Source organism: Pseudorhodoferax sp. LjRoot39, assembly GCF_964253035.1.
GTDB lineage: Bacteria > Pseudomonadota > Gammaproteobacteria > Burkholderiales > Burkholderiaceae_C > Pseudorhodoferax.
In genome coordinates, this window is record NZ_CAXUQL020000001.1 from 521,840 (window position 1) to 540,050 (window position 18,211).

Consider the following 18,211-nt stretch of genomic DNA (forward strand, 5'->3'; position numbering starts at 1 on the left):
CCGCAGACCGGGTCGATGGACGCCCGGCCGCTCTTCCCAACACCAGGAGACTCCATGCCGCAACGCCTCAAATTCGGTGCCTTCGTCGCCCCCATGCACAAGCCGGGCATCAACCCGACACTGGCCATGCGCCAGGACCTGCAGCTCATGGACCAGATGGACCAGCTGGGCTATGACGAGGCCTGGATCGGCGAGCACCACAGCGCCGGCACCGAGATCATCGCCTCGCCCGAGATCTTCATCGCCGCCGCGGCCGAGCGCACCAAGCACATCCGCTTCGGCACCGGCGTGACCTCCATCGCCTACCACAACCCGCTGTGGGTGGCGGACCGCATGGTGCAGCTGGACCACATGACGCGTGGCCGCGTGATGCTGGGCGTGGGCCCGGGCTCGCTGCCGACCGACTCGGCCATGATCGGCCTGAACCCCACCGACACGCGCGAGCTGCTCAGCGAGAACCTGGAGATCATCGTGCGGCTGCTGCGCGGCGAGACCGTCAACGCGCAGACCAAGACGCACAAGCTCATCGACGCCAAGCTGCAGCTGCGGCCCTACTCCGACGCGCTGGAGATCGCCGTGGCCGCCGTGGCCTCGCCGACCGGCCCGCGCCTGGCCGGCACCTACGGCCTGGGCCTGCTGTCCATCGGCGCCACGCTCAACGCCGACGGCTTCGACGCGCTGGCCCACCACTGGAACGTGGCGTCCGAGCGCGCCGCGCACTTCGGCCAGACGATTGACCGCAGCAAGTGGCGCCTGGTCAGCATGTTCCACCTGGCCGAGACCGAGAAGCAGGCGCGCGAGGAGGTGCGCTACGGCATCGAGTTCTGGTTCCGCTATTTCCAGGAGGTGGCGGCCTTCCCGCAGATGGCGGTGTCGGGCAACACCATCGACCAGATGATCGACTTCGTGACCGAGGCCAAGGTCGGCGTGATCGGCACCGCCGCCCAGGCGCGCGCCCACATCCAGCGCCTGGTCGACCAGTCCGGCGGCTTCGGCTCCATGCTCATGATGATGCACAACTGGGCCAGCCCTGCCGACACCTACCAGTCGCTGGAGATCATGGCGCGTGACGTGATGCCGCACTTCCAGGGCCATGCGCAGATGACGCTGGACGCGGCCGAACGCGCGCGCAAGACCCGAGAAGGCCACGCTGCCGCGCAGATGCAGGCGGTCGAGCACATGACGAAGAAGTACGAAGCGGAGCTGCGGGGAAAAAAGTGATGTCGGGTGCAGTGAGAACCGCCAACCGCGTGGCACCGCGTCCCGGACCGGACGCCGACGCCCGCCAGCCTGCACCCGCAGACCGCCCGCACATCGTCATCGTCGGCGGCACCATGCGGCCCGGCTCCACCAGCGAGCGGCTGGCCCGGCACTGCGGCCAGCTGCTGCAGGGACTGGGTGCCTCCACCGTCGTGTTCCCGGCCACCGCGCTGGAGCTGCCGATGTACGCGCCCGAGCGCGCCACGCTGCACCCGACGGCCCAGGAGTTCATCCGCGAGACGCAGCGCTGCGACGGCATGGTGATCGCCTCGCCGGGCTACCACGGCGGCATCTCGGGCCTGCTCAAGAACGCGCTGGACTACATCGAAGAGCTGCGTGCCGACAGCCGGCCCTACCTGCACGGCCGCGCGGTGGGCTGCATCGTGACGGCCGCCGGCTGGCAGGGCGCCAACAGCACGCTTGCCGCGCTGCGTTCGGTCGTGCATGCGCTGCGGGGGTGGCCCACGCCGCTGGGCGTGGCGGTCAACTCCACGCAGTCGCTGGTCGACGCGGCGGGCGAGCTGAACCCCGACATCGCGCACCAGCTGGGCATCATGGCGCGGCAGATCCTGCAGATCGCGCAGTGGCGCGAGGGCGGCGGCAGCACGGCGGCGCCCGCGGCCCTGGCCTGTGCCACGGCCTGACAGCCGACACGCCCGCACCGGGCGTCTGCCTGGCGACGGCGGCTGGACTGTGCGCCGCGCATCCACAAGATGCACGAAAAACATGGCTCGGCACACGCGCCGCGTCTCTAGCATGCGCGCATGCACTTCCAAGATCACCGACATGCCGCATGGCGGGGCTTTGCAGGCCTCGTCCTGCTGGGCCTGGCGCAACAGGCCTGCGCCCTTTCCGCACAACAGGTCTATGCACGCGCGGCGGCATCCGTCGTCGCGCTGGACATCCTCGACGCCGACGGTCAGCGCATCGCCGAACGCAGCGCCACCCGCGTCGGCGAGGGCCGCTTCGTCACGGCCTGCGAGGACCTGCAGAGCGGCGCCACGCTGCAGCTGCGCGCTGGCCAGGACACGGCGCCGGCGCAGTTGGGCGCGCGCGACCGCGAACGCAACCTGTGCGAGCTGCTGGCGGCGCAGGCGGGGCCGCCACTGGTGCCGCAGCCGGTCCTGCCCCAGGCCGGCCAGCGCGTCTTCGCCATCTCCAATGCGCTGGGCCTGGGCGTCGGCATCTCCGAAGGCGTGGTCGCCGGCTTGCGCCAGGACGCCGCCGGCAGCCTGATCCAGTTCACAGCACCGATCTCGCCGGGCTCGGAAGGCGGCGCACTGCTGGACGCGCAGGGGCAGCTCATCGCCATCCTGGACTACCGCCGCCGCGACGGCCAGAACGTCAACTTCGGCGCGCCCGTGGCCTGGCTGCAGGAGCTGGCAGCCCGCGCAGCGGCCGACGCCGCGCAGCTGGCGCGGCTGGACGCAGGCCATGCGCTGGCACGCCAGGCGCAGTGGCCGGCGCTGGCCGCGCACGCGGCGCAGTGGCTCGCAGCACAGCCCGGCCAGGCCGACGCATTGCGCTTCGCGGCCGAGGCCGCGCGCGCACTGCGACAGCCCACCGAAGAGCTGAACGCCTGGCGCGCGCTGCGCCGCGCGCGGCCACAGGACGTGGAGGCCGGGCTGGACCTGGCCCAGGCCCTGCTGCTACAGGAACAGCTGGCCGAGGCGGGCACGCTGGCGCGCCAGCTCGTGGTCGAGCACGCCGGCGAAGCGCAGACCCACTGGCTGCTGGCACGTGCACTGCACGCCAACGGCGATCTCGACGCCGCCGAATCGGCCTACCGCCGCGCGCTTGCCGCCAACCCCTGGCTGGTCGGGGCCTACCGCGGCCTGGCCACGCTGGCGCAAGCGCGCAACGACCATGGTGCGGCAGTGGCGATCTTCGCCCGCCTGTCGGGCCTGTATCCGGACGAGGTCTGGCCGCGCCAGCAACTGGTCGGCGCCTTGTTGCGGGCGCAGGACTTCGCGCGCGCCCACACCGAACTGCAGAACCTGCCGCCCGCCCAGACCGACAACGCCGAGGCTTGGGCCCTGCGCGGCGTGGTGGCGGCACGCATGGGCCGGCCCGAAGCCGCGGTGCAGGCGCTGCGCACCAGCCTCGCGCGCGAACCGCAGCAGGACCAGGCCTGGGTCCAGGCCGAACTGGGCGCCGCGCTGGTCGGCCTGGAGCGCTACCCCGAAGCCATTGCCGCGCTGCGCGAAGCCGTGCGCAGTGCGCCCGACAGCACGCTCTGGCGCGTGCGCCTGGCCGACACGCTGCGCCTCGGCGGCCGCGCCACGGAGGCGCTGGCCATCGCCCAGCAGCTGACGGCCGAGCAAGCCGACAGCGCGGCGCACTGGGGCCTGCTGGGCCGCGTGCTGGTCACGCTGGACCGCCACGCCGAGGCCTTGCCGGCCCTCGAACGCGCGCTGCAGACCGATGCGCGCGATGCCGACTTGTGGGCTCCGCTGGTGCTGGTGCACCAGAACCTGGGCCAGCACCCCCAGGCCGCCGAGGCCTTGCGCCGTCTGCGCGAACGCGACCCTGCACGCGCCGACCTGGTCTACCGCAGCCTGGTGCTGCCCTACGGGGAGAACCGGTGATGCCGCGCCCGCGGATGGCCGCGGCGCGGGGCCGGGCCCTGCTGCTGGCCCTGTGCGTCGCCACGGTGGCCCAGGCCCAGACGACGGAGCAGGAAGAAGCTGGCGCCACACGCGGCGCGCAGCAGGTGTTCGCCCGCGTCGGCGCCTCGGTCGTGACGGTGCTGGCGCAGGGCGCCGACGGCCGGTCCGATGGCCAGGGCAGCGGGGTGGTCGTGGCGCCGGGCCTGGTGGCGACCAACTGCCACGTGGTGCGCAGTGCCACCAGCCTGCGGCTGGCGGGCGCAGCCGGCGAACAGCCCGCCCAATGGACGCGCCAACTCGCCGAACTGGACCTATGTCTGCTGGCCGCACCGGGCTTGACGGCGCCACCGGTCGCGCTGCGGGACAGCGCGGCACTGGCGGTGGGCGAGTCGGTCTACGCGGTCGGCAACCCGCTGGGCTTCGGTCTCGCGGTCAGCAGCGGCCTGCTCGCCAGCAGGCAGGCCGGCCAGCCCTATGCGCGCCTGACCGCCACGGCGCCGGTCTCGCCCGGCTCCAGCGGCGGCGGCCTGTTCGACCGCGAAGCGCGTCTGCTGGGCCTCACCACGGCCATCCTGGGCACGGGCCAGAGCCTGAACCTGGTGCTGCCGGCCGAGGCCATCAGCGCCCTGCTCGCACAGGGCGCACCGCGGCCGCAGGCAGAACCACCGCCGCCAGCCGAGCCGCGCTGGGCCATGGTGGCGGCAGGACTGTACGAACGCCAGGACGCGGCCGGCCTGCAGGCCCACGCCCAAGCCTGGGCGCAGGCACAGCCCCACTCCGCGCCGGCACTGGTCTACCTGGCCCGCGCAGCCGGTCAGCAGCAGGGGCATGCCCAGGCGGAAACCCTGGCACGGCGCGCACTGGCGCTGGACGGCGATCTCGCCAGCGCCTGGTCGGCACTGGCCCAGGCGCTGATCGCGACCGGCCGCATCGGCGAAGGCGAACAGGCCCTGGACGAGGCCGCACGGCGCCAGCCGGACGAGGCCGATGTGCACATCGTGCGTTTCTTTCTGCGGCAGAGCCAGGGCCAGCGCGAGGCGGCGCGCGCGGAAATGCGCGAGGCCGTGCGCAAGAGGCCGTTCAGCCCGCGCCTGTGGACCGAGCTGGGCCGCCAGGAAGAGGCATTCGGCCAGGCCGATGCGGCCCGGCAGGCCTTCGCCACCGCCGTGCGCCTGGGCGGCACGCCGTCGGTGGCGGGCACGGCAGCGGCGGCCCCGCCCGGCATGGCCGCGCAGCTTGAGGCCCTGCAGGCCCTGGGCTGGGCCGAGTTGCGCAAACGGCGCTACGTGCAGGCCGAAGAGGCCTTCCGCAAAGGCCTGGCGCTGGACGGCGAGCATGCCGGCCTGTGGAACGGGATCGGCGCCGTCATGCAGGGCAGCGTGCGCTGGGCCGAGGCCGAGCTAGCCTTCACGCGCGCGCTGGCCAGGGAGGCGAACGATGCGGTCGTGCTGGCCAACCGTGGCGAGGTGCTGCGCGTGCAACGCCAGTTCGACCGGGCCATGGCCGACGCCCAGACCGCGCTGCGCCTGAAGCCGGACGAGCCGACCGCGCAGCGCCTGCTCGCCGCGCTGCTGCTGGACATGCGCCGCTTTGCCGAATCCGCGGCCGCCTACACGCGGCTGGCGACGCAGGAACAACCGCAGGACGACGACCTCGTGAACTGGGCCGAGGCCCTGGTCAACAGCGGCGACGCGGCGGGCGCGCTGGCCAGGCTGCGCCAGGCCGAAGCCGGCCAGCCGGCGCGCCTGCGCTTGTACACCGTCATGGGCCGCGTGCTGGGCGCGCAAAACGATGTGGCCGGTGCGCTGGTCTACCTGGAGCGTGCGCTGGCCGAGAACCCCAGCGCATCGGTGGTCTGGAGCGCCAAGGGCTACGCACTCATGCGGCTCGACCGCCTGCCCGAGGCCGTCACCGCACTGGAAACGGCCGTGCGCCTGGACCCCACACTCTCCAACGGCTGGATCAACCTGGGGCACGCGCAGATGCGCGCGCGCAACCTGGGCCGCGCCATCGAGGCGCTGGAGAAGGCGGTGGTGCTGGCCCCCGAGGCCATGGACGGGCGCTTCTACCTGGCCCAGAGCTACCTGCAGGCGCGCATGCCGGCCAAGGCGCGCGAACACGCCCAGGCCGTGGCCGCGCGCCAGCCGGCGCTGCCGCCGGTGCTGGCGCTGATCGCCGTCAGCTACCTGGCGGAGAACAACGTCGCCGAGGCCGGCAGTTGGCACCGCCGACTGCACGCGGCGGCGCCCGAGATCGCCGGCAAGGTCCGCCAGCAGGCCATCGGTTCCGGCATCGCAGCCGCGCAGCAATGGCCTGAGTGAGCAGGCTTCAGCCGGCCACCGGCTGCGGCGTGAAGCCGGCCGCGGCGATGGCCTGTTGCACGGCCGCGGCGTCGGCCTGCGCCGGCTGCACCTGCACGCGGTGCCGCGCGAGGTCGACCTCCACCCGGGCCTGCGGGTCGGCCGCCTGCACGGCCTTGGTGATGCTGGCCACGCAGTGGCCGCAGCTCATGTCCTGTACGTCGAATGTCAGCATGGGATGTTCCTTGAAAACGATGGAGCAGAGTGTCATCCTTTCCATCGTGGCAAGGTCAACACCGCGGGCACCATTCCCCTTCTTCCAAGATGGAATCAGCGCCGTGGCCGCTTGACCTTCCCATGATGGCAAGCCAGACAATGCGGCCATGGCTTCTACCACCACCGATTCCACGCTGCGTCTGCAGATCGAGGGCATGAGCTGCGCTTCCTGCGTGGGCCGCGTCGAGAAGGCGCTGCGCGCCCTGCCGGGCGTGGCCCAGGCCGAGGTCAACCTCGCGACCGAGCAGGCCACGGTGCGGGCCGGCGCGGATGCGCAGCCGCCCGAAGCACTTGTCGCCGCCGTGCGCCAGGCCGGCTACGGCGTGGCCACCGCCGAACACCGCCTGCAGATCGAAGGCATGACCTGCGCCTCCTGCGTGGGCCGGGTCGAGAAGGCGCTGCGCCGCGTGCCCGGCGTGCTCGATGCGTCCGTCAACCTGGCCAGCGAGCAGGCCACGGTGCGGACCCTGTCCACCGTGGAGCTGCAGGCCCTGCTCGCCGCCACGGCCGCGGCCGGTTATCCCGCGCATGCGCTGACCGATGCGCGTGCCGCAGCCGGGGAGCCGGCCGGCGCGCCCTGGTGGCCCGTGGCCGCGGCGGCGGTGCTCACGCTGCCCATGCTCGCGCCCATGCTGGGCCAGCCCTTCGGCTGGCACTGGATGCCGCCGGGCTGGGTGCAGCTGCTGCTGGCCACGCCCGTGCAGTTCTGGCTCGGCGCGCGCTTCTACCGCGCCGGCTGGGCCGCCCTGCGTGCGCGCAGCGGCAACATGGACCTGCTGGTCGCGCTGGGCACGTCGGCCGCCTACGGGCTGTCGCTGTACCTGCTCTGGCAGTCCGCCGGCCATGCCGGGCATGGCAGCGATCCGCACCTGTACTTCGAGGCCTCGGCCGCCGTCATCACGCTGGTGCTGCTGGGCAAGTGGCTGGAGCAGCGCGCCAAGCGCCAGACGCTGGACGCGATCCGCGCGCTCAACGCGCTGCGGCCGACCCAGGCACGCGTGCGCCGCGGCGGCGTGGAGCAGGAGATCGCGGTCGAGCAGTTGGTGGTGGGCGACCTCGTTCTGGTGCGCCCGGGCGACCGCATCGCCGTGGACGGCGAGATCGTGCTGGGCCAGACCCATGTGGACGAATCGCTGCTGACCGGCGAGAGCCTGCCCGTGGCCAAGGGCCCGGGCGAGCGCGTGACGGGCGGCGCCATCAACGCCGAGGGCGCGCTGGAAGTGCGCACGCTGGCCGTGGGTGCCGAGACGCAGCTGTCGCGCATCATCCGCATGGTGGAGTCGGCCCAGGCCGCGAAGGCACCGATCCAGCGCCTCGTGGACCGCGTGAGCGCCGTGTTCGTGCCCGTCGTGCTGCTGATCGCGCTGGCCACGCTGCTCGGCTGGGTCGCCTACGGCGGCGACTGGGAGCAGGCCCTCGTCAACGCCGTGGCCGTGCTCGTGATCGCCTGCCCCTGCGCGCTGGGCCTGGCCACGCCCACCGCCATCATGGCCGGCACGGGCGTGGCGGCGCGCCATGGCATCCTGATCAAGGACGCGCAGGCACTGGAGACCGCGCACGCCGTCACGCTCGTGGCCTTCGACAAGACCGGCACGCTGACCGAAGGCAAGCCCACGCTGGCCGCCGTGCGGCCCGCCCCCGGACTCGACGCCGACACCGTGCTGCGCCAGGCCGCCGCGCTGCAGGCCAGCAGCAGCCACCCGCTCGCGCTGGCCGTGCGCGAACGCGCCCAGGGCCTGGCCGTGCCCGCCGTGCAGGACGCGCAAGCCCTGCCCGGCCGCGGTGTGCAGGGCACGGTGGAGGGCCGGCTACTGGCGCTGGGGAGCACCCGGCTGCTGCGCGAACGCGGCCTGGATGCCGGCGCGCTGGATGCCCAGGCGCAGCAGCTGGAACAGTCCGGCCGCACCGTCTCCTGGCTGCTCGATGCCGACCGCGTGCTGGGCCTGCTGGCCTTCGGCGACAGCGTCAAGCCCTCGGCGGCGGCGGCCATCGCACGGCTGCGCGCGCTGGGCATCCAGACCCTGATGCTGACCGGCGACAACCGCGGCGCGGCCGAGGCCGTGGGCCAGGCGCTGGGCATCACGCGCGTGCAGGCCGAGATGCTGCCCGAGCACAAGGCAGAGGTCGTGCAGCGCGAGCGCGCCGCCGGCCAGGTCGTGGCCTTCGTCGGCGACGGGCTCAACGACGGGCCCGCGCTGGCCGCGGCCTCCTGCGGCTTCGCGATGGCCGGCGGCGCCGACGTGGCCACCGAGACGGCCGACATCACGCTCATGCGCGGCGACCTGCGCCTGGTGGCCGACGCGCTGGACCTGTCGCGCCGCACCAGCGCCAAGATCCGCCAGAACCTGTGGTGGGCCTTCGGCTACAACGCGCTGGGCATCCCGCTGGCCGCGCTGGGCCTGCTGAATCCGGTGATCGCTGGCGGCGCGATGGCGCTGTCCAGCGTGAGCGTGGTCGGCAACGCGCTGCTGCTGCGCCGCTGGCGCAGCGTCGAACAACGCCAGGACACGCCGCCCGCACCGGCCCTGGTCCACCGGAGTGCTCCATGATGAACATCGGCGAGGCCGCCAAGGCCACGGGCGTGTCGGCCAAGATGATCCGCCACTACGAAAGCGTGGGACTGTTCCCCGAGGCCGCGCGCAGCGAGGGCGGCTACCGGCTCTACGGCGACAAGGAGGTCAGCACGCTGCGCTTCATCCGCCAGTCGCGCGACCTGGGCTTCTCGCTCGAGCAGATCCGCGAGCTGCTGGGCCTGTGGTGGGATCGCAAGCGCCCGAGCCGCCAGGTGAAGGCCCTGGCCCAGGCGCACCTGGCCGAGCTCGACGCCAAGCTCGCCGAGTTGCAGGCCATGAAGTCCACGCTGCAGCACCTGGTGCACTGCTGCCATGGCGACGACCGGCCGGACTGCCCCATCATCGATTCGCTGGCCGGCCACCAGGCCTGACACCCATCAGCCGGCCAACAGCTGCTGCGCCAGTTGCGCGCCGAGCGCGGCAACGGCCTGGCCGTCCGTCGGCAGCTGCGCGAGCACCGAGGCATCGGCCACGTACAGGCCCGCGATGCCGCGCACGGCCAGTTGTGCGTCGACCACGTCCAGCGGGCCATCGCCCTGACGGCAGCCGCCGGCCATGCCAGGCCCGGGCTCGGCCCGTTCCCGCAGCAGGCGCTCCAGCGCCAGCGCGGACAGCGGGCCGGCCCAGGGACGCGCGGCACGCCGGCCCAGCCCCTCCAGCACCTGGCGTGCCTGCTGCATGAGCGCCTCCAGGTCCTCGCGCTGGCTGAGCAGGTCCGGGTCCAGCCGGGGCGGCAGCTCAGGGTCCTTGCCCTCCAGGCGCAGCCGGCCGCGGCTGGCGGGCTGCTCCAGCACGAGGTGCACGGCTTCGGCCGGGCGGTGCAGCGCCAGCACCGCGCGCCGCAGCGGCACGGCGACGTGCACGGGCACCTGCAGGCCCTGGCCGACGCCGGGCAGGTGGTGCCGTGTCGCCACGTTGCCGGCCACCAGCTCGGCATGCGGCCCGATGCCCGAGCGCATGAGCAGCGGTGGCGACTGCAGCGCGCCGGCGCACAGCACGACGGCGCGGCTGGCCTGCAGCTGCTGCACGAGGCCGGCACGGTGGAACTCCACACCCGTGGCGCGCCGGCCCAGCAGCAGCACGCGCACGGCCAGCGCGTCGGTGAACACCGAGAGATTGCCGGGCGCGGGCGGCGGCTCGGCGCCCCCGCCCCAGGCGGCCGCGCCGCCCAGGCCCTTGCCGGCCACCAGCGCGATGGCGCGGCCATTGAGCCCCGGCTGCGCCACCGTCGTCCAGCGCCAGGCCGGGCGCGGCCGGCGCCGCGACCAGGACGGGCCGGCCTCGATGAGCGCGACCTGCACGGCGGCTTGCGCGGCCAGCCGCAAGGCCAGGCCGTAGCCCGTGGCACCACCTCCCACAACCGCGAAATCGAACATTTATGATGCTGCGACGCAGCAGGCCCCGCCTGCCTTCGACGCGGCCACGATACCGCAGCCCACCCTTCTTTCCCCACCTCCAGGAGTTACCAATGAGCACCCCCATCCGCACCGTCGGCATCATCGGCGCCGGCACCATGGGCAACGGCATCGCCCAGGCCTGCGCCACCAGCGGCATCGACGTCGTCATGGTCGACATCTCCGATGCGGCTGTTGCCAAAGGCCTGGCCACCGTGGCCGGCAGCCTGGACCGGCTGATCAAGAAGGACAAGATCACCGCCGCGGACAAGGACGCCGCGCTGGCCCGCATCAAGACCAGCACGAACTACGCCGACCTGGCAGCCGCACAACTCGTGATCGAGGCCGCGACCGAGAACTACGAGCTCAAGCTCAAGATCCTGAAGCAGGCCGAGGCCGTGCTGCCGCCCGAGACGCTGATCGCGTCGAACACCTCCTCGATCAGCATCACCAAGATGGCGGCGGCCACCGGCCGGCCCGAGAAGTTCATCGGCATGCACTTCTTCAACCCCGTGCCCATGATGGCGCTGGTGGAGATCATCCGCGGCCTGCAGACCAGCGACGAGACCCATGCCGCCGTGCACGCGCTGGCGCTGGCGCTGGGCAAGTCGCCCATCACCGTGAAGAACGCGCCGGGCTTCGTCGTCAACCGCATCCTGGTGCCCATGATCAACGAGGCCTTCTTCGTGCTGGCCGAGGGCCTGGCCACGCCCGAGGACATCGACGCCGGCATGAAGCTGGGCTGCAACCAGCCCATCGGCCCGCTGGCGCTGGCCGACATGATCGGCCTGGACGTGTGCCTGGCCGTCATGAACGTCTACCTGGAAGAGTACGGCGACAGCAAGTACCGCCCCTGCCCGCTGCTCAAGGAGATGGTGGCCGCCGGCCGCCTGGGCCGCAAGACGGGTCGCGGGGTATACACGTACTGAGCCGATAGCGGCCCAGAATGGGGGTCCAAGGAGACCCCCAATGACGGAGACCAGCACCCCGGCCGAAGGCCGCATCGTGACCGAGCAGCGCGGCCACATCCTCTTGATCGGCATCGACCGCCCGGCCAAGCGCAACGGCTTCACGCCGGCCATGCAGCACCAGCTGGCGCTGGCCTACACCCGGCTGGACGACGATCCCGCACTGCGCGTGGGCGTGCTGCACGCGCTGGGCGCGCACTTCACGGCCGGGCTGGACCTGCCCAGCTTCGCGCCGCTGATGCAGCGCGGCGAGAAGGCCTTCCCGGATGGCCTGGTCGACCCGGTGGACCTCGGCATGCCGCAGTACCGCCGCCGCACCAAGCCCATGGTGGTGGCGGTGCAGGGCATCACCTACACGCTGGGCATCGAGCTCATGCTGGCGGCCGACATCGTGGTGGCGGCCGACGACTGCCGCTTCTCGCAGCTGGAGGTGCAGCGCGGCATCATGGCCACGGGCGGCGCCACGCTGCGCATGGCCGAGCGCGCCGGCAGCGGCAACGCGCTGCTGCACCTGCTGACGGCCGACGTGTTCGACGCGGCCGAGGCACTGCGACTGAACTTCGTGCAGAAGGTGGTGCCTGCGGGCACGCAGCTGGACGAGGCGCTGCGCATCGCCGAGGCGATTGCGGCGCAGGCGCCGCTGGCGGTGGTGGCCACGCGGCTGTCGGTGCGCAAGACCGTGGAGGAAGGAGTGGCCGCGGCGGTCGGCGAGTTCATCACGGTGCAGAAGGGCCTGGCCAACAGCGAGGATGCGGCGGAGGGTGTGCGCGCCTTCGTGGAGCGGCGCACGGCGCGGTTCAGCGGCAGGTAGCCACCTCCACCTTCAAGGCGGCAGCCGCCCCACGACCGCCACTCCACCCGCGGGCGTGACGTGCACCACGACGCCCTCGCCCGAGGCCGGGAAGATCCCTGTCAGTGCCGTGATGTTGACCTGGTGCGTGACCACCACCAGCACGCCGGGCCCGCGCCAGGCCGCCAGCACGGCGCGCGCCGCCGTCGTCTGGCGCGCGGATTGGGCCGCGTCCTCGTTGAAGAAGGAGTTGAAGGCCGGCGCCGGCTGCACGCGGTCCGGAAAGGCGAGTTCGGCCGTGTCGCGCGTACGACACCACTGGCTGCTCAGCACCTGGCCCACGGCGATGTTCCGGGCGCGAAAGCGCGCGCCCAGTTCCCGCGCCTGCACGCGTCCGCGCTCGCCGAGATTGCGCTGCGTGCCACAGTCGCCGAGACGGAACTGCGGTGGATCGCCCGTGCCCGGGGCGTCGGCATGGCGGAACAGCACGATGCCGTCCGGGCCCAGCGCGGGCCAGGGCTGCGCCAGCGCCGGCAGGCCCGCGATGGCCAGCACGACGCCGGCCGCGGTGAGATGTCGTCGGTGCATGGCAGCCCTTCCGGAAAGACGGCCCGTGCCGGACCGCGTTCTGCGACCATAGCCGCGCCACGCCCGTCGGCCTGCAAAGCCCTTGCCCACACCTGGAGACACCCATGCCCCGCAGCACCTTCGACAAACGCGCCGCCTTCCATGCCTTGCACCGCGAGGGCTGCTTCGTGCTTCCCAACCCCTGGGACCGCGGCAGCGCACGCTATCTCGAAAGCCTGGGCTTCCAGGCCCTGGCCTCCACGAGCTCGGGCCATGCCTGGTCCCAGGCCGAAGCCGACGGCGCGATGCCGCGCGATGCCGTGCTGGCCCACCTGCGCGAGATCGTGGCCGCGACCGACCTGCCCGTGAACGCCGACTTCGAGGACGGCTACGGCGACACGCCCGCGCAGGTGGCCGAGAGCGTGCGCCTGGCCGTCGCCACCGGCGTGGCCGGCCTGTCGATCGAGGACGGCACGGGCAACCCGGCCGACCCGCAGTACCCGCTGGACGTGGCCGTGGCACGGCTGGCCGCCGCGCGCACCGCCATCGACGCGGCCGGCGGCGACACGCTGCTGGTCGGCCGCGCCGAGAACTTCATCGTCGGCCGGCCCGACCTGGACGACACGCTGGCCCGGCTGCGCGCCTACGCCGCGGCTGGTGCCGACTGCCTGTACGCGCCCGGCATCCGCACGCGCGAGCAGATCGCGGCCGTGGTGGCCGCTGTCGCACCCAAGCCGGTCAACCTGCTCGTGGGCGGTACCTTCGAACTCAGCATGGCCGAGATCGCCGCGCTGGGCGTGCGCCGCGTCAGCGTGGGCGGCGGCCTGGCGCGCGCGGCCTGGGGCGGCTTCATGCGCGCGGCGCGCGACCTGGCCGAGCAGGGCCGCTTCGACGGCTTCGCAGGCGCCGCCTCGGGCGCCGAGTTGAACGGGCTGTTCGGCCACCGCTGAAGCCCGCTACGATGCGCCGCTCGATCCCCAAGGAACACCCATGCAGCGCACGACCTTGACGCAAACCCTTGTCGGCGCGGCCCTGCTGGCCGCTTCCGCCCTCTTCGCCACCGCCCAGGCCGGTCCCCGGCTCGACAAGATCCTGGAGAGCAAGACCCTGCGCGTGGGCACGCCCGGCGACTACCGGCCCTTCGCGATCAAGACCGACAGCGGCTACAGCGGCCATGACATCGACCTCATCGAGGCCATGGCCAAGGAGCTCGGCGCCAAGGTCGAGTACGTGGCGACCAGCTGGCCCAACCTGATGAAGGACATCCAGGCCGACAAGTTCGACGTGGCCGTGGGCGGCATCACGCGCAACGTGGCGCGCGTACGCCAGGTCGACATGCTGCCGGGCTACGCGCCCTTCGGCAAGGTGGCGCTGGTGCGCGCGGCCGACAAGGACAGGTTCCGCACGCGCGAGAGCCTGAACCAGCCCGGCGTGCGCGTGGTCAAGAACCCGGGCGGCACCAACGAAGCCTATGTGCTGCAGAACCTCACGGCCGCCCAGGTCAGCACGCACGACAAGAACGCCGAGATCCCGGGCCTGATCGCCGAGGGCAAGGGCGACGTGATGATCACCGAGACCTACGAGGCGCTGCACTACGCACGCACGGACCCGCGGCTGCACGCGGCCTTCATCGACGCACCGCTGACGCCCGTCAACACCCTGGGCTTCATGGCACCGACCGACGACGCGGACTACCTGCGCGTGCTGCGCTTCGCCTGGGAGCTCGTGGACAGCCGCGGCGCCGTGCGCGATGCCGCGGCGAAGTGGCTGAAGTGACCCGCCGACATCGACAGCTCCGCGGCGCGTAGGCGCCCGGCGCAGCCGGCTGGAACGCCGCCGGCGGCCCCCCAGCGAGCTCGCCGCGCGCGGCGTCAGTCAGCCCGCTCGATGCGCTCGATGGCCGCGGCCATCCAGTCGCGGCGCAGGCTCTCGGGTGCCGCCAGCGCCTGCGGCACCACCAGCCAGCGGCCTTCGCCTTGCGGCTGCAGCGTGGCGCTGCCCTCGGTCCACAGCAGCCAGGCCAGCCAGGCCGTGCCGGCCGCGGTGACAGGCGCCGCCGTCGGCGCTTCGAGCGGCCAGACCAGTGCGGCGCGGTCGCGCACGATCAGCTTGCCCTCATGGATCTCCGAGGCACCGGCCAGCGCTTCGTCGAGCACCGCCAACGGCGGGCGCGCACTGCCCTGGTCGGCGAACCAGCGGCCCCAGGCCGCCAGTTCGGTGCCGATGGCGATGCTGCGCGCGGTCTCGGCCTGCATCAGGTCGGCGTGGTCGGTGCTGTGCCAGTCGATCGCGGGCGTCCGGCAATCCAACACGCTGGCGGACTGCAGGAAGGCCTCGACGCGCTGCGCATGGTCGGGCCGCACGAAGCCGGCGCAGGCCACCACCAGCTGGGTCACGCGCTCGGCCAGCAACTGCTGCTGCTGCACCATGAGCTTCTCGCGCAGCAGCATGTCGCGTTCGCTGCGCAGCGCAGCCAGTTCCAGCGCGTTCTTGAGGTCGGCGCGCAGGCTCTCCAGATCCCAGGGCTTGGTGATGTAGCGGTAGATGTGGCCTGAGTTGATGGCCTCGATGGCCTCGCCGAGCTCGGAGTAGGCCGTGGTCAGCATGCGCACGATGTTGGGATGGTTGTCGTGCGCGTAGCGCAGCAGCTCGTTGCCGTAGGCGCCGGGCATGCGCTGGTCGGACACCAGCACGGCGATCTCGTCGGCATGCTGGGCCAGCATGGCCTTGCCGGCCTCGACCGAGGCGGCCGTGAGGACCGGGGCCAGGGGGGAGACGAGGCGCTCGAAGTACTTCAGCGCCATGGTCTCGTCGTCCACGTACAGGATTTTCTGGGGTTGCTTGCTCATGTTCTGGCGTCCTCGGTGCTCGGGAAGGTCAGGGTGACGGTGCAGCCCTGTCCGGGTTCGGAGTGGATGGCGATGCCGCCGCCGACGGCCTGGACGACGCGCCGGCAGAACACCAGGCCCATGCCGTTGCCACCGCTGGCAGCGCGCGTGGTCAGCGGCTCCAGCGTCAGCCGCGCGAGGATGTCGGGTGCGATGCCGCAGCCGTTGTCGATGAAACGGATCCAGGCATGGCGCGGCAGCTCTGCCTGCGGGGTCTGGCCGAATTCGATGCACAGCTGCGGCCTGGCGACGCCGCGCAGCGCGAGCAGCGCGTTCTTGGTCAGCGTGCACAACACCAGGTACAGCAGGTCGCGGCGGCCGGGCAGGCGGAAATCCTGCTGCGGGTCCAGCGCCACGCAGTCGCGCTCCTCGCCCTCGAACGGGTACTCGGCCAGCAGCGCGCGGGCCAGCGCGCCGGCGTACAGCGGCGGCTCCACGGCACCCGGCAGGGCGTCGCGCGCGGACTGCACGAAGCTGGCGACCAGCGACTGGCAGTACAGCGCACGCCGCTCGGCCGAATCGATCGCGGCGATCACCTCGCCGGCGCGGTGCTCGTTGAAGACCGCGCGCCCCTCGCCCGAAGCCTGGGCCTGGTAGCGGTCGCGCAGCGCCGCCATGTAGCCGCGCACGGTGCCCAGCGGGGTGTTGAGTTCGTGCGCGAGAAAGCCCAGCGTCTCGCGCATGGCCATGACGCGGCTCTCATGCAGCACGCTCTCGCGCATGCGGTGGCGGTGCCAGGCCAGCGCCTCGCGCAGCGCCTGGCGCGCGGCCGCCTCCTCCAGCGGCTTCTGCAGGATGCGGAACACCCGGCCTTCGTTGACGGCCGCGATCGCGAGGTCGGTGTCGGCGTAGGCGGTGCACAACAGCGGCACCAGGTGCCGGTGCCGGCGCTGCAGCTCCTGCAGCAGCTCCAGGCCGGTGCGCTGCGGCATGCGGTAGTCGGTGACGACCACGGCGATGCGGTGGCCGCTGCGGTCCAGCAGCTGCAGCGCCTCGTCGACGCTGGCCACGGTCTCGATGCGGAACTCGTTCTCGTAGGTGCGGCTGAACCACTTGCGCGCGAGCGCCTCGTCATCGACCACGAGGACGGTGTCGGCTTCCGGTTCCAGGGGCGCGGCGTGCATAGCGGGCGGTGCCTCAGGCCGGGACGGCGCCGGCCGACGCGCCCAGCGGCGTGGGTGGTGGCGGTGTGGCGGCAGGTACGGCACCCGGCTCGGTGGCGGCATCGGCCGTGGCCAGCGCCAGGTCGAAGCTGAATTCGGTCCAGGCGCCCTCTTCGCTGGCCACCGTCAGCAGGCCGCCGTGGCGCTGCACGATGGCATAGCAGACGGCCAGGCCCAGGCCCAGGCCCTGGCCCACTTCGCGCGTGGTGAAGAAGGGCTCGAACACGCGCTCCAGGTTCTCCGGCGCGATGCCGGTGCCGTTGTCGCGCACGTGCACGAACAGGCGAGCGCCCTGGCGCTCGGCCCGCACCACGATCTGCGGCGCCAGGCCTGCACGGCTCTGTGCTGCCTTGTGCAGCGCCAGCGCCGCATTGCCGAGCAGGTTCACGAGCACGCCGATGACGGCCGGCTCGTCACCACGCACATGGGTGTCCAGCGGCAGCTGGGTGTCCATGGCCACGCCCTTGAGTTCGAAGCCGGTGAGCCGCAGCGCCGAGCGCAGGGCTTTCTCGAACAGGAAGATGCGCTCGCCGTCGCCGCCTGGCTTCTGGTAGGCGAAGGTCTTGAGATCGGTCACGATGTTCTGCACGCGCAGCATGCCGTCCTTGGCATCGGTCAGGCTTTCCTTGAGGTCGGCGCTGGCGGCCACGGCCGGGTCCATCAGCGCCATGTTGAGCGCCATCATGCTGTAGTTGACGGGGTTGTTGACCTCGTGCAGCAGCCCGGCCGACAGCGTGCCCAGGGCCGCCATCTTCTCCTGCTGCATCATCATGCCCTTGATCTGGGCCAGGGCCTGGTTGGTGCTCTGCAAGGAGGCGTTCTTCTCCGCCACCTCGCGCTGCAGCGCGAACAGCTTGAGTCTGGCGCGTTCGTTGAAGACCGTGCAAACCGACGAAGCCGTTGCCGAGAACAGCAGGAAGATGGTGTTGCCGACGAGTGCACCTCCCGGCACAGGAGCATGCACATGCAGCAGGCCCGCCAGGAAATAGGCGAGGCAAGTGAATGCACCCAGACCGACCGACTGCATCAGACCAATCGGCATGACAATGCCGGACGCATACAGGGCTAGGCTGAGCCCGAACACGTAGGGAGACACAGCCCCGTCGGTCTGGTAGATCATCCAGACGATCATGACCTGCGGCAACAGCAGCCACACCACCGTGAGGACGCGAACATACTTGTCGGCGAAGCGCGAGTACAGCAACGCCAGCAACCCGCCCAACAACACGGTCGTCAGGCCACGCGCCATGCCCAGGCGCAGCACGGAATCAGGATAGAACGCCATGTCCAGGCCCACACCGCCCGGAACCAGCACGCACGCCACGATGCAGCCTGCGCGACTGTAGGCCAGGCGGAACTCGGACAACTCTGTTTCGTAGTCGGCCTTCAGCACGGTGGTCAGCTGGGGGACGTCCATGGGGCG

At 72.1% G+C, this 18,211-nt stretch carries 16 protein-coding genes; 10 read left to right on the forward strand and 6 right to left on the reverse strand.

All coding sequences use genetic code 11. The features are described 5' to 3' along the window. Nucleotides 1-54: 54 nt before the first annotated feature. From ACSQ4M_RS02445 to ACSQ4M_RS02460, 4 genes are all read left to right on the forward strand, one after another. Nucleotides 55-1,221, forward strand: a complete 1,167-nt coding sequence (locus tag ACSQ4M_RS02445; protein ID WP_436188091.1) for an LLM class flavin-dependent oxidoreductase — start codon at nt 55-57, stop codon at nt 1,219-1,221. Between the two features lie 29 nt (nt 1,222-1,250). After that, on the forward strand, nt 1,251-1,904 hold the full coding sequence (locus tag ACSQ4M_RS02450) for an NADPH-dependent FMN reductase (RefSeq protein ID WP_436188092.1): 654 nt from the start codon (nt 1,251-1,253) through the stop codon (nt 1,902-1,904). Between the two features lie 120 nt (nt 1,905-2,024). After that, nucleotides 2,025-3,848 carry a tetratricopeptide repeat protein gene (locus ACSQ4M_RS02455; protein ID WP_436188093.1) on the forward strand — a complete coding sequence of 608 codons (1,824 nt, stop codon included), beginning with the start codon at nt 2,025-2,027 and terminating at the stop codon, nt 3,846-3,848. Next, complete coding sequence (locus ACSQ4M_RS02460; protein ID WP_436188094.1) at nt 3,848-6,190, forward strand: trypsin-like peptidase domain-containing protein; 2,343 nt, start codon at nt 3,848-3,850, stop codon at nt 6,188-6,190. The genes ACSQ4M_RS02455 and ACSQ4M_RS02460 overlap by 1 nt, the downstream gene beginning before the upstream one ends. Before the next feature lie 7 nt (nt 6,191-6,197). Here ACSQ4M_RS02460 and ACSQ4M_RS02465 read toward each other — a convergent pair whose 3' ends face one another. Next, nucleotides 6,198-6,404, reverse strand: a complete 207-nt coding sequence (locus ACSQ4M_RS02465; RefSeq protein ID WP_056657349.1) for a heavy-metal-associated domain-containing protein — start codon at nt 6,402-6,404, stop codon at nt 6,198-6,200. 148 nt (nt 6,405-6,552) lie between these two features. Here ACSQ4M_RS02465 and ACSQ4M_RS02470 point away from each other — a divergent pair, with 148 nt between their 5' ends. Together ACSQ4M_RS02470 and cueR are read left to right on the forward strand one after the other, a co-directional pair. Beyond that, nucleotides 6,553-8,994 (forward strand): heavy metal translocating P-type ATPase, encoded by a 2,442-nt coding sequence (locus ACSQ4M_RS02470; RefSeq protein WP_436188095.1) that lies wholly within the window; start codon nt 6,553-6,555, stop codon nt 8,992-8,994. Continuing rightward, nucleotides 8,994-9,389, forward strand: coding sequence for a Cu(I)-responsive transcriptional regulator (cueR, locus tag ACSQ4M_RS02475; RefSeq protein WP_436193956.1), 396 nt, complete (start codon nt 8,994-8,996; stop codon nt 9,387-9,389). Before ACSQ4M_RS02470 ends, cueR begins: the two co-directional genes overlap by 1 nt. A 6-nt stretch (nt 9,390-9,395) precedes the next feature. Here the strand turns inward: cueR and ACSQ4M_RS02480 are convergent, their stop codons facing one another. Then, complete coding sequence (locus tag ACSQ4M_RS02480) at nt 9,396-10,394, reverse strand: GMC oxidoreductase (protein WP_436188096.1); 999 nt, start codon at nt 10,392-10,394, stop codon at nt 9,396-9,398. Between the two features lie 92 nt (nt 10,395-10,486). Between ACSQ4M_RS02480 and ACSQ4M_RS02485 the strand changes: the two genes are divergently transcribed. Both ACSQ4M_RS02485 and ACSQ4M_RS02490 read left to right on the forward strand, forming a co-directional pair. Continuing rightward, nucleotides 10,487-11,341 (forward strand): 3-hydroxybutyryl-CoA dehydrogenase, encoded by an 855-nt coding sequence (locus ACSQ4M_RS02485; RefSeq protein ID WP_436188097.1) that lies wholly within the window; start codon nt 10,487-10,489, stop codon nt 11,339-11,341. Between the two features lie 40 nt (nt 11,342-11,381). Next, entirely contained in the window at nt 11,382-12,191 is an 810-nt protein-coding gene (locus ACSQ4M_RS02490) for a crotonase/enoyl-CoA hydratase family protein (RefSeq protein WP_436188098.1), read from the forward strand. A gap of 12 nt (nt 12,192-12,203) precedes the next feature. Here the strand turns inward: ACSQ4M_RS02490 and ACSQ4M_RS02495 are convergent, their stop codons facing one another. Continuing rightward, nucleotides 12,204-12,758 carry a histidine phosphatase family protein gene (locus ACSQ4M_RS02495; RefSeq protein ID WP_436188099.1) on the reverse strand — a complete coding sequence of 185 codons (555 nt, stop codon included), beginning with the start codon at nt 12,756-12,758 and terminating at the stop codon, nt 12,204-12,206. Nucleotides 12,759-12,862: 104 nt separating this feature from the next. Here ACSQ4M_RS02495 and ACSQ4M_RS02500 point away from each other — a divergent pair, with 104 nt between their 5' ends. After that, entirely contained in the window at nt 12,863-13,687 is an 825-nt protein-coding gene (locus ACSQ4M_RS02500; protein ID WP_436188100.1) for an isocitrate lyase/PEP mutase family protein, read from the forward strand. Between the two features lie 40 nt (nt 13,688-13,727). Then, on the forward strand, nt 13,728-14,513 hold the full coding sequence (locus tag ACSQ4M_RS02505) for a transporter substrate-binding domain-containing protein (protein ID WP_436188101.1): 786 nt from the start codon (nt 13,728-13,730) through the stop codon (nt 14,511-14,513). A gap of 95 nt (nt 14,514-14,608) precedes the next feature. Here ACSQ4M_RS02505 and ACSQ4M_RS02510 read toward each other — a convergent pair whose 3' ends face one another. The 3 genes from ACSQ4M_RS02510 to ACSQ4M_RS02520 are packed head-to-tail and all read right to left on the reverse strand — an operon-like array spanning nt 14,609 to nt 18,205. Beyond that, the gene (locus ACSQ4M_RS02510; protein ID WP_436188102.1) at nt 14,609-15,586 is read right to left on the reverse strand and encodes a response regulator; all 978 of its coding nucleotides are present in this window, start codon (nt 15,584-15,586) and stop codon (nt 14,609-14,611) included. Next, entirely contained in the window at nt 15,583-16,749 is a 1,167-nt protein-coding gene (locus ACSQ4M_RS02515) for a response regulator (RefSeq protein ID WP_436188103.1), read from the reverse strand. The genes ACSQ4M_RS02510 and ACSQ4M_RS02515 overlap by 4 nt, the downstream gene beginning before the upstream one ends. Before the next feature lie 13 nt (nt 16,750-16,762). Then, entirely contained in the window at nt 16,763-18,205 is a 1,443-nt protein-coding gene (locus tag ACSQ4M_RS02520; RefSeq protein ID WP_436188104.1) for a sensor histidine kinase, read from the reverse strand. Nucleotides 18,206-18,211: the final 6 nt, after the last annotated feature.